This window comes from Pannonibacter sp. I15F10I1 (assembly GCF_900185665.1).
In the GTDB taxonomy this organism is placed as follows: domain Bacteria; phylum Pseudomonadota; class Alphaproteobacteria; order Rhizobiales; family Stappiaceae; genus Pannonibacter; species Pannonibacter indicus.
Genome location: NZ_FYAN01000027.1, coordinates 1 through 13,779, shown reverse-complemented (window position 1 = coordinate 13,779; position 13,779 = coordinate 1). Strand labels below are relative to the sequence as shown.

The window sequence follows — 13,779 nt, the reverse complement described above, 5'->3', positions numbered from 1 at the left end:
CAGGCGATGCCGCCAAGACCGGGGATCACCCCGATCACAAGCCCCACGGACACACCGATGAGCATGTAGAACAGGTGCTGGAAAGACAAAAGCGTGCCAAGCGCAGACAGTAACGTGTCAATCACGGCGGGGGCTTCCGTGTTATGCCATGGCGCAGCAATACGGGCGTATCATGCCCCGGCAGGCTCAGGCTGCAGGCGCCCGGAAGGCAAGAGAGGCCTGAGCAATGCCCGGTGCGCCGGGCTCATACAGCCCCGTCAGGGGCCGCGCTGCCGCCAAGGAAGCGGCATCCACAAAAAGATGAGAGACGGACCCCGGAAGGGGCCCGTCTGAGGCAAGGCGGTGGGAGGCGTTATTCGGCGCCCAGCTTCACGCCGTAGTCGGCCGCCAGCATGTTGGCCACCTGCGTGCGCAGGTCCGGAGCGATGGTCGTGCCCTTCTCGAACAGAGCCTGGGCCAGCTGGCCGGTCACCTGCTCGTAGGTGCCCAGAACGGCCTCTGCATTGGCCTGATAGTCGGGGTCAGCCTTCATGTCCTCGAAGGCCTTCTGGTAGGCGGCAACGATCTCGTCCGGCGTGCCCTTCGGCAGGAACACCATCTTCTGGGCCGGGAAGCCGGCGGTGAAGAAGGCGAAGTAGGCGTCATAGTCCGGGCCGGACGGCTTCTGGCCGGTCAGGGTCTCGTAAGCCTCGACGAAGGACGGCAGGTCCGGGAAGGTCGGGTCACGCACCACGTCGCCCGCTTCATTGAGGACGCCCCAGCTGAACAGCGGAACGGCCTGGCCTGCATCGACCAGCGGCTGCACGTTCTTCAGATAGGCAGAGGAGGTCTGATAGTCGATGTTCACTTCACCGCGCTCAAAGGCGAGGCGGCCATCACCGCGGCCCTTGAAGCCGAACACGTGCTGCACCTTGAAGTCCATCAGGCGGAAGCCGAGCAGCGGCACAAGGTCGAGCGAGGTCGCGCCCTGGCTGGCATAGACCAGATCCTTGTCCTTCAGCATGGCAATGTCTTCCGGGCCCTTCAGGCCCAGCTTCGGAGTGGTGTAGACGACGCCGCCGGTCGGGCCGGCCATGGCGATCTTCCAGTCCTTGTATTCATAACGCACGCGCGGGTCGCCCAGCAGATAGGGGAACTGGGTCGAGCCGGAGGTGCCGAGGATCATCAGGCCATCCGGCTTGCCGCGGGCTGCGAACAGGTTGGTGCCCTTGGTGGAGCCGCCGCCCGGCTCGTTCACCACGACAACCACCGGGTTGCCCGGCAGGTACTTCGTCAGCAGCGGTGCGTTGAAACGGGCCCAGGTATCGGAGCCGCCGCCGGCGGAGAACGGAATGATCCACTCGATCGTCTTGCCGGCGAAATTGACCTCTGCCGCAGCCGGGCCAGCCAGTCCAAGAGCCATGGCGCCAGCCGCCAGCCCCAGAGCCATACGGCGCGTGATGTTAAGGTCCTTGATCATTCAGTCCTCCCGTAGATGCGTTACAGCGCTGCCGGACATGGCCCGTGGCGAGCGCGCCACCGCGCTTGGTATCTCCTCCAAAGCCCGGCAAGGCTCCGGATCATTAGGCATCTTTCCTGTCCGGAACCTGTCCGGATTGTAAAAAGATGCGCTCCATGCGTGATGTTCTCTTCAGATCACCCCGCTCTTCGCTGGAGCACCAAGAATGTTGTGAAAGATCGTGCGGCCAAGGTCAAGCATCTTCAAGGCCTCGGCCCGGGCGGTGAAGTGCATCCGGCAAGGCGGCGGAGCGACATATTGAGGGCGTGAATCAAACATCAGCGTTACCCGATGGTTATTGTTGAGCCCTCAGGACAGGAAAGCCCCGTTACGTTTCCTTAGCCAGATTTAAACGGGGACGCCCATATTGCGCCGCAAATGCCGCCTGCCGCCACGGGCAGGGCTGGCGGTGGGGCTGGGTCTCTCACAAGGCCTCTTGCCAGTTCATCACTTGCCGTTTTGCGGCGCCGGTGCGGTTGACTTGCGGGGGATCAGGGTGGGGGTGGCCATGCGGATGAGGTCTTGCGGCTTCAGGTCTTCGGCGGCCAGAAGCTCGAAGGCGACGGTGGCTATCTGGTCGAAGGGAACCTTGACCGATGTCAGCGGCGTCGGCAGGTGGCTGACGATGGGGATGTCGTTATAGCCCGCAAGTGAGACATCGCCGGGCACGGACAGGCCCATGCGGCTGAGGGCCGACATGGCGCCGATGGCCGTGTTGTCATTGATCGCAAAGATGGCGGTCGGACAGTCGCTCAGCTGCATCAGCGCACGGGCCGCTTCCCCGCCTGATTCGATGCCGAAGGTCGATTCCCGCACCCAGCCGGGGTTCACCTCAAGGCCCGCTTCCGCCATGGCGCTGCGGTAACCTTCGGTGCGGCCTCTTGCACTTGAGGCAAAGGCCGGACCGGCGATCAGGCCGATCCGCCGGTGGCCGAGGTCGATCAGGTGGCGCGTGGCCAGGTATCCGCCAAGGGCGTCATCGCCAACGGAGGACCGGCACAGCCCGTTGGTGCGCAGGGTGAGCACAAAGGGCACGTTCCGGTCCATGAGCTCGCCGGTCAGCTCCTCCCCATCGCGCGCTGTCGCCAGGATCAGGCCATCCACGCCCCGCCGCAGCAGGGCATCGGCGGCGCGTTTGTCGGCGCCGGGCTCGTCCTCTGTTGTTGCCACGATGGTGAAAAGGCCGGCTCTTGCCGCGGCACGGGACAGGGCCTCATAGACCATGGCCATCACCGTATCCGTCAGCCGCGGAACGATCACTCCCACCATCCCGGTCTTGCCGCGCCGTAGCGATGAGGCGGAAACATCCCGCACATAGCCAAGGTCTGCTGCCACCTGCCGGACCCTTCGGGCCGTCTCGCTGTCCGACTTCGGCATGCGCTCATCCAGGAAGCGGGAGACGCTGGATTTCGACACACCAGCGGCCTTCGCCACGTCCAGAATCGTGACGCGCACAGGGGAAGTCACATCGCGTCTGTCACTTTTCATCGAATCGCCCTCTGTCCCTCGCGCCGGGATTTTGACGTTCTACCACTTGACAGCACCGGCGATCAAACGGATATTGGGAACGTTCCCAATATCGTTCCCTTTGCTAATGGACGGCTGTCTGCGGCAAAGTCTGAGGAGGAGAAACTCAATGAACCCGATGGATCTGCGCGGCCTCAGCCCCGCTCCCGTGACCGTGTTTGACCGTGACGGCAACGTCGACTACGCCGCCAATGCCCGCATTGCCCGGTGGCTGGCCTCGATGAAGGGCGTCAAGAGCCTGGTGATCCTTGGCCATGCCGGTGAAGGCACCTTCCTGACCGAGGAAGAGCGCCTGAAGCTCATCGAAGTCTATGTGGAAGCGGTGAACGGCCAGATCCCCATCATTGCCGGCATCACCGGCGAAGGCACCAAGGTGGCGGCAGCCGAGGCCCGCAAGTGCAAGGCCGCCGGCGCAACCGGTGCGCTGGTGTATCCGAACCATGGCTGGCTGCGTTTCGGCTACCAGAAGGGTGCTCCGCAGAGCCGCTACAAGGCCATCTGGGAGGAGTCCGGCCTGCAGGAAATCCTGTTCCAGTATCCCGATGCCACCAAGGCCAGCTATGATCTGGACACCCAGCTGGAAATCGCCACGCAGGAAGGCGTTGTCGCCACGAAGAACGGCGTGCGCAACATGAAGCGCTGGTACGTCGAAATTCCGCAGCTGAAGAAGGCCAATCCGGATCTGCAGATCCTGTCCTGCCATGACGAATGGCTGCTGCCGACCATGTTCGACGTGGACGGTCTGCTGGTCGGCTATGGCAACATCGCCCCGGAACTGCTCATCGACCTGATTGAGGCCGGCAAGGCGCAGAACTACCCCGAAGCCCGCAAGATCTTCGAGCAGCTTCTGCCCGTCACCCGTGCCGTCTATCACCGCGGTTCGCATATGGAAGGCACCGTGGCGCTGAAGCTCGGTCTCGTCCATCGCGGCGTTCTCGATCACGCCACGATCCGCGAGCCGCTCAAGGACCTTGGCGAAAAGGCAGAGCAGGAAATCTTCGCAGCCTTCGAGGCGGCCGGCATCGGCCGTGTCGATCAGCAGCTTCTGGCGGCAGAATAAGGTACAAAGCCCCCGCGGTGAGGCGCGGGGGCTTTGCCTCAGGGGAGCAAGGGAGGAGGAGACATGATCAAGTTTGTCAGCAGGCACCTGAAGGCCGGTGCCGGAGCACTCGCCGCCGCGGTTCTTTTTGGATCGCTGGCCCAGGCTCAGGACATCCGCATCGGCGCCATGCGCGAAGGCACCTCGTGGTATGTCTTTGCAGCCACTCTGGAACAGATGATCGAGCCGGTGCTTGGGCCGAATTCGGTTGAGGTTGTGGCGCGTGGCGGCGGCGTGGCCAATCCCATGGTGGTTCAGGCCGGAAGAGCCGAGATCGCCCTGTCCAATGTGGCCTCGGCGGTTTGGGCCCGCGACGGGCATCCGGTCTATGAAGGTGCCTCCGCACCGGATATCCGGGCGCTGGTGGGCGGGCTCAACGATGTCTATATCGGCGTGATCGCACGCAAGGCCTTTGTGGACCAGATGGGCACAAGCGATCTGGAGGCCATTCTCGCCTCCGGCAAGCCGGTTCGTATCCTGATGAAGCCGGCCGGTTCCAGCGCGGTGCCCGCGGCACACATGATCCTGGAGGCGCTGGGCTCCAGTGCGCAGAAAATCAAGGCGGATGGCGGCGACATTGTTCAGCTCGATACGCCGCAGATCCCCGATGTGCTGCGCAACGGCGGTGCCGATATCTACATCGACACCGTGGTCAAGGGACATCCGACCATTTCGGAAGTGGCCCTGACCACGCCGATGGCCTTCCTCGACATCCCGCAGAAGGCACTGGAGGTGATGGCGGCCAGCGGCATGACGGCGGGCACCTATGGCCCGTGGTTCGATGGCCAGACCGGCGCAACGGCCGGAGCCAATCTGGGCACCATGCTGGTCGCCCATGCCTCGCTTGACGAGGAGAAGGCCTATCTGATCACCAAGACCCTCTGCGAGAATGCCGAGGTTCTGGCGAAATCCCACGCGGCCTGGGCACAGTTCAAGCCGGAGACGGCCTGGAAGCCCGAGGCGGTCGGGATCGAGCTTCATCCCGGTGCCGTCCGCTACTTCAAGGAACGCGGCTGGATGTAAGTCCGCCGCAGCCGGTGCCGCCCCCGGCACCGGCGACCTGTCTGTTCGCGCCCTGGGAGGAGGTCCGAAAAATGCAAACCCTGTCTGTCCGCTCGGTTGTGAGTTCAACCCGGTTCGTCCTGGGTGTCTTCTTCATCCTGTTTCAGCTCTGGATCATTCTTGTGCCGCAGCAGCCGCTGTTCGAGCGGCCGGCCCATGTCTGCATTGCGCTGATCCTCCTGTTCCTCTGGTCGCCCTTGCAGAAGGATGGCCGCAGCACCTTTCCAAGGGCGCTTGTGGATGCAGCGCTGATCCTGGCAACGCTGGGCGTTGGCGCCTATTACCTCGCAGAATATGACCGGCTGACCACCCGCATGGAAAATGTGTCACCGGTGCTGCCGCAGGATATTGCGGCCGGCTGCGTCTTCGTGCTGCTGCTTCTGGAAGGGGCGCGGCGTGCGGTCGGCATGGTGCTGGTCTGGGTTCTGCTCGCCTTCATCGCCTATGCCTTCTGGGGCAATCTTCTGCCGGGCTGGCTGTCCTTCCGCGGCTTTGATCTGGACGCGGCCATCGAAATCACCACCATGACGACAGCCGGTGTTCTGGGCATCACCACGTCGACATCGGTCAACTTTATCTTCTACTTCATCATGTTCGGCGCGGCCTATGCGGCGGTTGGCGGCGGTCAGCTGTTCATTGATCTGGCGATCCGCATGGCAGGCCGGGCCAATGGCGGCACCGCGAAGGCCGCGATCATTTCCTCCTCCCTCATGGGGTCGATCTCCGGCAGCGCGGTGGCAAACGTGGTCTCCACGGGCGTTCTGACCATTCCGCTCATGAAGAAGACGGGCTTTCCGGACCACCGCGCTGCGGGCATCGAAGCCATCGCGTCAACAGGCGGGCAGATCATGCCGCCGGTCATGGGCGTTGCGGCCTTCATCATGGCCGAGATGCTGAATGTGCCCTATGCACAGGTGGCTCTGGCTGCGCTCATTCCGGCCCTGGCCTTCTATGTTGCATTGCTTCTGGTGGTGGATCTGATGGCCCGCCGCGATGGCCTGCGGGCGATGACGGCGGATGAGGTTGCGGCAACCAAGGCCATCGGCCCGCGCCTGCACCTGCTGCTGCCGCCGCTGATCCTCATCGGGGCGCTGATGAGCGGCTTTTCCGCTGCCTATTCGGCCGTGGTTGCCGCGGCATCCTGCTTCGTGGTGCCGTTCCTGCGCAAGAACACGCGCTACAGCTGGAAGGCTGTGGCCGAGGCGCTCAAGGAAGCGCCGCGCCAGGCTGCGGAGGTTGCCGTGCCGATTGCGGTCATCGGCGTGGTCATTGCCGTGGCCGTACAGTCCAATCTGGCGCTGAAGTTCGCCGGTTCCCTCGCATCCGTCGCTGAGGGCTCTCTGTTTGCTTCCTTGCTGCTGGCCATGGTCGGCTGCATCATCATGGGCATGGGCCTGCCGACGGTGGCCGCCTATATCATCGGTGCAGTGCTGTTCGTCCCGGCCATCAAGGATCTGGGCATTCCGCCCCTCGCGGCGCATATGTTCATCTTCTACTACTGTGTGCTGTCGATGGTGACGCCGCCCGTCGCCCTTGCCTCCTTTGCCGCCGCTGCCGTGGGCAAGGCGCCGGTGATGAAAACCAGCGTCTCTGCCTTCGGCCTGTCGCTGGTGGCCTTCTTCGTGCCCTTCAGCTTCATCTTTGATCCGGCAATCCTCTGGCAGGGCACTGCGGCTGAGATCATTCTGGGCGGTCTGGCGCTCTTTGCATCCACTGCGCTATGGGCCATTGCCTTCGGTGGCTGGTGCGGACGGCCGCTGTCGCTTCAATCACGGGCGGTCATCGGAGCGCTGGGCCTGACAGCCGTCATCGCGCCCTCCGGCTCGCTCTGGTGGATTGGGGCGATTTCTGCGGGATGGCTGCTGGTCGCAGCTCTGGCCCTTGCCGCCCGCTCCAGCTCCTCCGGCCTGCTCTTCTCGGCACCTGCCGAGTGACACAGCGAGCCCGCCCGCGCGAACGCGGGGGCGGGCATGGTGCGGGGCAGGTATGCCCGTCAGGGGGGGCGGCCGGACCGAGGCGTCTGAACTGATAAGCTGGTATCCTAACAATTATTTGAAATAAAAGACGAAATTTTCATATTCGTGTACGCTGAAACGCGAGAGGCAGCAGAACTGGGCGGCTCCTCCGGGGGCCGCTTTTCATTTGGGCTGTTTCCATTCCGGCTCGTGGTATGCCAAATGCTGCGAGAAAGCAGGCATGGGAGGCATCCGGCATGATCACGTTTTGCGATCTGGACGACCGGAACCCGGCGCTCAGCCTGTCGCCGCTGGTGCGCGGGGTGGAAAAGACGCTTGGGTGGATGGCGGAGCACGGCGGCATTCCGCTGACGCCGGCCAAGGCCTTCAAGCGCTCCTTCGTGCATTGGGCGGCGGCTGAGTTTGCTTGGCCGGGGCACACGGCAGATGAGCTTTTTGCCGTCTGCAAGGTGCTGAATGAGGCCGATTTCATGCCGTTGCATATGCTGCACGGCCTCATGCTCGCCATGCGGCTTGGCCGTCATTACAAGGGTGAATTCAGGCTGACGAAGGCCGGTCAGGATCTCACGGGCCGGCCGGGGCTGATCTTCAGCGCCATGGTTCCGGTCTTCCTGTTCCACCTCAATCACGCCAGTCTGTCCGCCCGCAATGAAGAGGCTGTTCCTCTGGTCAATTGGGATGTGTTTCTGATCGTTCTGAATGTCGAGACACAAAATGGCGCCACCGGCGGCGAGCTGCGCCGCGTGTTTTTCGGCGAACCGGAATCAGGCCCCGCCTGGCAGCATGACTACGTGATGAGCGGCCTCTACATCAACGTTCTGCGTCCGCTTTGCTGGGCAGGGCTTTTGCAGAAAACAGAAGACGCCGGAAACTTCCGCTTCAGCGGGGCCGTGTTCACGAAAACACCCCTGTGGCAGGCGGCATTGCAGCTGGATACGGATGGCATGGAGCGGGCTGGATAGAACCGGCCAGGATCCGCGCCAGGACAACAAGCCTGAAGGCCGCTGATTCAGCCGGCAGCAATCGCGCTGAAGATCTGGCGGATCGTTGACGTAACGTGCGAGAGCACCTGATCGCCGTTCTGCCGCCTGTGCCAGGCGAGATGAAGCGGAAAGCCATCAACGGCAATCGGCGGCGTTGCGCTGACGAGGCTGCCATCCTTCTGCCAGGCAAAACTATGGCTGGGCAGCAGCGCCAGAAAGTCGGTTCGCATCAGCATATCCGGAACAAGCTGGAAGGTTGGAACAACGAGCCCGACCCGGCGGCTCAGCCCCATGCCGGCCAGTTGTGCATCGACCGGGGTCCGCTGATCCCCCCTGCCGGAAACCGTGACATGAGGCCAGGCAAGCCACGTATCCAGATCCAGTTGGCCTTCGGCCGGATGGCCCTTGCGCATGGCAACCACATAGGTCTCCTGCAGCAGCGTAACGCGCATGATGTCCTCCGGCTCGGACATGAACACGGAAATCGCCAGATCGGCATCACCATTCATCAGAGCCGAGACCGCTGCATCCGATCCATGCCAGGGCTGGATGATGGCCGTGACCCCCGGAGCGGATTGCCGCAATGCTTCCAGCAACGGGCCTGTCATCATGGCCGCCGGATGATCGGCGGTCGTGATGCGGACAGTCCGCTCCACATCCCGCAAGGGGATGTCATCGGGCGCGAGCAGATCCTGCACCCCGGCAAGAACCGACTTCAGCGGGGCACGCAAGGCGTCGCCGCGCAGGGTGCGCTGCATCCCGCCCTTTCCCCGGTCGAGCAGTTCATCCCCGAAGAGATGCCGGCAACGCTGCAGCGCACTGGAAACGGCAGGCTGTGAAAGGTTCAGCCTTTGCGCCGCCCGCGAGACATGCGCCTCATCAAGCAGGGCGTCGAGAATAACCAGAAGGTTGAGGTCGATGGATCTTAAATTCATGAAACAAATAATGACATATATCGATCATCAATTGGAGTGATTTTTATCCTGCCTCTACCCTCCAGTCATCGCAGACACAAAGGAGGCAGACATGAACAGGACTCTCATCCTTCTCTTTCACCCGGACATCACCAAATCGAGGGCGAATGCAGCCCTTGCGGCGGCAGCGCGGCAACTGCCTGATACGGAAGTCATCGACATGCAGGCGCGCTATCCCGGAGGTCAGGTTGGCATGTTCACCGATGGTGCAGCAGAAGCTGAGATGCTGCTCGGCGCCTCCCGCATCGTGCTGCAGTTCCCGATCCAGTGGTACTCGTCTCCCGCGCTCCTCAAGGCATGGCAGGATGCGGTTCTGACGCGCATGTATTATGTCAAGGCCAGCACAGAGGGAGCCCGGCTGGCCGGGACGCCGCTGATGATTGCGGCGACTGCAGGTAACGTGGCCGAAGCCTATGGGCCTGGCGGGCAGAACCACTATACGATCAGCGAAATCATGACGCCGCTGAAAGCCATGGCCCACCGGTGCGGTCTGCCCTGGCATGCGCCTCATATCCTGTTTGCAGCGGGGCACCTGTCAGACGGAGCCCTTGCGGACGCTGCCGCACATTACGTCACGGCGCTGAAGCGTTTTGCCGCGTGGGCTCCGGCGCCGGTCGCGGTTTCACCTTCAATCCTGCAAAATAAGGGAGTCTGAACCATGACCAGACTGTCGCACGATACACTTCAGCACCTCGGCCGTGGCACACCTGCGGTTTATCTCTGGTCGGCGCGGCTTCTGCCTGTAATGATTGCAGGGCAGTTCCTGCTTGCCGGACAAGCCCTCTTCGGCGGCCATTCCTGGGAGATGCATGGCACGTTGGGTGGTCTTGCTGCTCTGCCCGTGATTGTTCTTGCCGCCGGGGCCACAGCCTTTCGTCATCTGCGCGGGTTCGGCTGGTGGGCCGCCCTGATCGCGGGGCTATATATCCTGCAGGTTCTGCTCGGTGCGGGGGGGCCAGCGGCACTTGCCTTTCATCCGTTCAATGCGGCTCTCCTGCTGACGGCTTCCCTCATCCTCCTGTTCAAGGTGGAGAGGCGGCGCAGCCATCACTTATGACGAGTGGGTGTCAGCTCGCAGATATGGCATTGGGCTCTGACAGCACATGGCCACAAACACTCAGCTTTAGATATGGGGAGAAAGTTATCTGCGAAAGCAGAATAGTGGCGCAAGCTTGAGATTGGGCACGAGAGGTCTGCTCGGGTGCGTGTGCGTCATGCCGAACTTGATTTGCGTCCAGGGCAATGGTTCGTGCGATGAGACACAAATGGAAACCACCCCCTTTGCCGGGGCGCGCGATCCAAACCATTCATCGTCTCGTTTGCCCGCCAGCCGGTTGCGCGGGGTCAGGCGCCGAATGCGCCGTCGATCATATGCATGGCACGGGTCACGAATCCTGCCTCGCCAGCCAGGCGGCAAGCCCGGCGATTTCCTCCGGCCTCCAATGACGTTTGATGGCCATGAAGCTGTGCAGCAGATCCTTCAACGGCCCGTTCGCCGGGTTCACGTCTGTGCCGATCGGATCTGGCTGCACGACGTTGACAGGGATGCCGCGCGGGCCGAAATCGCGGGCCAGCCCGCGCGCTATGCCCTGCAGGGCCGGCTTGCTCAGCGCATAGGGCGCGATGCCCTTGCGCTGGCACAAGCGCTTTCAGCGTGAACAGGTCGAAACAGACAGCGTGGAAGAGCGCTCAACGCCTCAGCCTTCCATCGAACAAGGCCAGCTTTCTGATCAGCTGTGCAACCGGGGATAACCTTCTGACCAAGCTTGCGGATTAAGCCACGTGTCCGCGCAATCGCCATCAAGTGACACACAGCCGTTCGGAATCATGCAGGCTTCTGGGGGACCGCTGGGTTTTCCCGCCCCTCAGCGCGGATTCGGATCATTTCTGGCGGTATTGATGCCGAAGGACGAGTGGAACAGCCAACCGGGCTTCCTCTCGCGCATTCATGAAGCGATGCCTGTCGTATGCCTTGACAGGTATATACCTTGATCGGCATATTGCAGCCATGCACCTAGATCCATTCTCAGTTCTTGCCGAGCCCGCGAGACGCAACATCCTCGACCAGCTGCGTTTGGGAGAAACCAGCGTGACAGACCTCGTCGACAGGCTGGATCTGCCGCAGCCCAGTGTCTCGAAGCACCTGAGGGTGTTGCGCGAGGCCGGCTTCGTCAGCAGTAAGGTTGCGGCACAACGGCGGATCTATCGGCTCGAGCCAGAGCGGATCAGGGCCATCGACGAATGGTTGGCCCCCTATCGGGCAATGTGGACAAAATCGTTGGATGCCCTGGAGCGGCATCTCGACACGATGGAGGACTGATCGAATGGGGCGCAAGGATTTTAAGTGTGGCCCACTGGCCGAGGTCAGGCGGGAGTCCGGTGACGGCGAAGCAACTTTGATTTTCCGGCGCAACCTCGCCCATCCACCCGAGAAAGTGTGGCGCGCGCTCACTCAACCCAATGAACAGATTGAATGGATGCCGTTCGTTTCGGACCGCGACATTGGAACCCCCGGCCCTTTCTTTCTGCGCATGACGGATCATGAAGAGGCCGGGGAAAGTGCTGCAGAAGTCTTGAAAGCCGAGCCTGCGCGCCTGTTGCAATACACATGGGGCGATGACGTCCTGACCTGGGAACTCGAACCCACAGGAAGCGGCACGCGTTTGACATTGCGTCATCGCACGAACGTTCCGGAGCATTTTGCCAGCTTTGCTGCTGGTTGGCACATCTGCATCGACGTCATGGTCCGTTTCCTTGACGGTAGCCCGGTCGGGCCAATCGTCGGCGAGGCAGCAATGGAATTTGGCTGGCAGGATCTCCACGAAGCCTATTCGGAAATTCTTGGAGCAGTGCTTGATAAGGCAACGCAAGCTTAGTTTCTCGGCGCTCAGAGACCTCTCATTGACAGGAGAAGAAAATGAACTCCGGCCTAGTGAAGATAAGAACCACGGTTCTCTGCCTGCCGGTTAGCGACCCTGGCCGCAGCCTCGCTTTCTATCAAAACGTGTTCGGGTATCGCGATACCGCGATTGAAGACGGGATCATCGCCCTCGAACTCCCCAGTCTCTCCCTGTTTCTGATGGAAAGAACCGCCTTTGAAGCTTACAGCCGGAAAGCCGGTCGTGGCGTTCAGTTTCCCGGTGCAGATTGCGGCGCGATCATCAGTTGCGCGATGACGACCCGTGATGCTGTTGATGCAATGATGAAGGCCGCCCCATCCCATGGCGGTTCCGTGTCAGGTAGGCCGGCGATTGATGAGGCGTCGGGAGGCTATACCGGTTACGTGACCGATCCCGACGGTTATCTGTGGGAACTGGTGTTCCCGCTGCAAAGATCGCAAGCAGCTGACGCATTCGGATGACTGGCTTCGATCGTGGGTGACTTCATGGCGCGACCTCAGGCATTGCATATCCGGCGGTGCATGAACTTGGCATGTAGCCCCAATGCCCCGCGCAATGCAGATATCGTCGTGTTAAACGCATAGAGAGGAGCCGTATGGCAATGGAGCTTTCTGCGGGCCTGACAGACGTATTCGCAGGGGGACTGCCGGGCGGCGATCTTCCGCACGTGCTACACGAGCGCCTAAGAGGCTATTCGGGCACAGCAATTTCGACCGGGCGTTCGTCCGCGAATGTCTTCCGCATGGCCGGGTCCGGGGTGCCGGCGTTGTTTCTCAAACACGGGTTCGGGGAAGGCGCCGCTGAGATTGAGGCGGAGGCCAGCTGCCTGCGCTGGCTCAAGAGCGAAGGGATCGCTTGTGCGGAGGTGATCGAGCAAGTGGCCACCGATGGAAGCGTTTGGCTGCTGTCGAGCGAGGTGACCGGAAGGGATGTCGCAACGTCGATGCAACTCGCTCCGGACGAGGTTGTTGCCATTGCCGCAGAAGGTCTCCGCCGGCTGCACGCCTTGAACCCTTGCAAATGTCCGTTTGATCAGCGGCTTGACCGCCGGATTGATCTGGCGCGCGAACGCGTCGAAATGAACCTCGTGGACGAGACCGATTTTGACGCCGAGCGCATGGGGCGAACTGCACGTTCAGTTTTTGAGGATTTGATCGCGCATCGACCGCGCGCAGAGGATCTGGTGGTGACCCACGGCGATGCCACCTTCGAGAACCTCATGCAATGCGATGGCCGCTTCTCAGGCTTTGTCGACTGCGGCCGGCTAGGCGTTGCCGATCGATATCGGGACCTTGCCTTGATCGCCCGAAGCATCGAGGACCGGCTGGGCCGGCAGTGGGTTCAAACCTTCTTCGATATCTATGGTTGCCACTACGACGAAACTCGCATTCGTTACTATCAGATCCTCGACGAATTCTTCTGAGTTCAGCTTCGGATTATCCGTGTCCTGCTCCCCTGAATTTCACCGCAGTGGATTTTCCGAGGGGCTGACATAGATAGCGTTTGCAGTTTTACTTGAACCACCAGTTTTGCAGGACGCTGACGAGATTGGCAACGGGACGATGGTTGAAGCGCCACTCGCACTCCTTGATGAAGAGGTGGAAGTGCTGCTGGGGAATGCCGTTGTAGCCCCTCAGATGCCGCTTCGCCTGGTTCCAGAAGTTCTCGATACCGTTGATGTGGTTGGCATCTTCGGCAAAGAGTTCCGAGTGGTTGATCCGGACGTGATGGAACTCGGAAACGTCCAGCACGTCATAGGC

General features: G+C 61.7%; 15 protein-coding genes. 10 read left to right on the top strand and 5 right to left on the bottom strand.

Going from position 1 to position 13,779, the window contains the following annotated elements:
* Positions 1–352: 352 nt before the first annotated feature.
* Together IF10I1_RS18560 and IF10I1_RS18555 are read right to left on the bottom strand one after the other, a co-directional pair.
* Positions 353–1,459 (bottom strand): tripartite tricarboxylate transporter substrate-binding protein, encoded by a 1,107-nt coding sequence (locus IF10I1_RS18560; protein ID WP_050475448.1) that lies wholly within the window; start codon positions 1,457–1,459, stop codon positions 353–355.
* Between the two features lie 486 nt (positions 1,460–1,945).
* Complete coding sequence (locus IF10I1_RS18555) at positions 1,946–2,986, bottom strand: LacI family DNA-binding transcriptional regulator (protein ID WP_058898099.1); 1,041 nt, start codon at positions 2,984–2,986, stop codon at positions 1,946–1,948.
* 148 nt (positions 2,987–3,134) lie between these two features.
* Between IF10I1_RS18555 and IF10I1_RS18550 the strand changes: the two genes are divergently transcribed.
* From IF10I1_RS18550 to IF10I1_RS18535, 4 genes are all read left to right on the top strand, one after another.
* Positions 3,135–4,085 (top strand): dihydrodipicolinate synthase family protein, encoded by a 951-nt coding sequence (locus IF10I1_RS18550; RefSeq protein WP_163001187.1) that lies wholly within the window; start codon positions 3,135–3,137, stop codon positions 4,083–4,085.
* A gap of 63 nt (positions 4,086–4,148) precedes the next feature.
* On the top strand, positions 4,149–5,147 hold the full coding sequence (locus tag IF10I1_RS18545) for a TAXI family TRAP transporter solute-binding subunit (RefSeq protein ID WP_058898098.1): 999 nt from the start codon (positions 4,149–4,151) through the stop codon (positions 5,145–5,147).
* 71 nt (positions 5,148–5,218) lie between these two features.
* Positions 5,219–7,120, top strand: coding sequence for a TRAP transporter fused permease subunit (locus IF10I1_RS18540; protein ID WP_186415322.1), 1,902 nt, complete (start codon positions 5,219–5,221; stop codon positions 7,118–7,120).
* A gap of 278 nt (positions 7,121–7,398) precedes the next feature.
* Entirely contained in the window at positions 7,399–8,124 is a 726-nt protein-coding gene (locus tag IF10I1_RS18535) for a hypothetical protein (RefSeq protein ID WP_186393148.1), read from the top strand.
* Between the two features lie 47 nt (positions 8,125–8,171).
* On the opposite strand, the gene IF10I1_RS18530 is transcribed toward IF10I1_RS18535, so the two are convergent.
* The gene (locus tag IF10I1_RS18530) at positions 8,172–9,080 is read right to left on the bottom strand and encodes a LysR family transcriptional regulator (protein ID WP_186393147.1); all 909 of its coding nucleotides are present in this window, start codon (positions 9,078–9,080) and stop codon (positions 8,172–8,174) included.
* 91 nt (positions 9,081–9,171) lie between these two features.
* On the opposite strand from IF10I1_RS18530, the gene IF10I1_RS18525 reads away from it, so the two are divergent.
* The gene (locus tag IF10I1_RS18525; protein ID WP_094463466.1) at positions 9,172–9,774 is read left to right on the top strand and encodes an NAD(P)H-dependent oxidoreductase; all 603 of its coding nucleotides are present in this window, start codon (positions 9,172–9,174) and stop codon (positions 9,772–9,774) included.
* 3 nt (positions 9,775–9,777) lie between these two features.
* On the top strand, positions 9,778–10,176 hold the full coding sequence (locus IF10I1_RS18520; protein WP_058898094.1) for a DUF6220 domain-containing protein: 399 nt from the start codon (positions 9,778–9,780) through the stop codon (positions 10,174–10,176).
* Positions 10,177–10,504: 328 nt separating this feature from the next.
* Here IF10I1_RS18520 and IF10I1_RS18515 read toward each other — a convergent pair whose 3' ends face one another.
* Complete coding sequence (locus IF10I1_RS18515; RefSeq protein WP_244293778.1) at positions 10,505–10,762, bottom strand: SDR family oxidoreductase; 258 nt, start codon at positions 10,760–10,762, stop codon at positions 10,505–10,507.
* Between the two features lie 305 nt (positions 10,763–11,067).
* Between IF10I1_RS18515 and IF10I1_RS18510 the strand changes: the two genes are divergently transcribed.
* The 4 genes from IF10I1_RS18510 to IF10I1_RS18495 all read left to right on the top strand — a co-directional run bounded on the left by IF10I1_RS18510 (position 11,068) and on the right by IF10I1_RS18495 (position 13,442).
* Positions 11,068–11,439 carry a metalloregulator ArsR/SmtB family transcription factor gene (locus tag IF10I1_RS18510; protein WP_348771025.1) on the top strand — a complete coding sequence of 124 codons (372 nt, stop codon included), beginning with the start codon at positions 11,068–11,070 and terminating at the stop codon, positions 11,437–11,439.
* Positions 11,440–11,443: 4 nt separating this feature from the next.
* A complete protein-coding gene (locus tag IF10I1_RS18505; protein WP_186393146.1) occupies positions 11,444–11,995 on the top strand; it encodes an SRPBCC family protein in 552 nt (183 codons plus the stop codon).
* Positions 11,996–12,036: 41 nt separating this feature from the next.
* Positions 12,037–12,480 (top strand): VOC family protein, encoded by a 444-nt coding sequence (locus IF10I1_RS18500; RefSeq protein WP_186393145.1) that lies wholly within the window; start codon positions 12,037–12,039, stop codon positions 12,478–12,480.
* A gap of 134 nt (positions 12,481–12,614) precedes the next feature.
* Positions 12,615–13,442 carry an APH(3') family aminoglycoside O-phosphotransferase gene (locus IF10I1_RS18495; RefSeq protein WP_208977355.1) on the top strand — a complete coding sequence of 276 codons (828 nt, stop codon included), beginning with the start codon at positions 12,615–12,617 and terminating at the stop codon, positions 13,440–13,442.
* Between the two features lie 88 nt (positions 13,443–13,530).
* On the opposite strand, the gene IF10I1_RS18490 is transcribed toward IF10I1_RS18495, so the two are convergent.
* The coding region (locus IF10I1_RS18490) for a transposase (RefSeq protein WP_186424444.1) at positions 13,531–13,779 on the bottom strand (249 nt) is incomplete at its 5' end.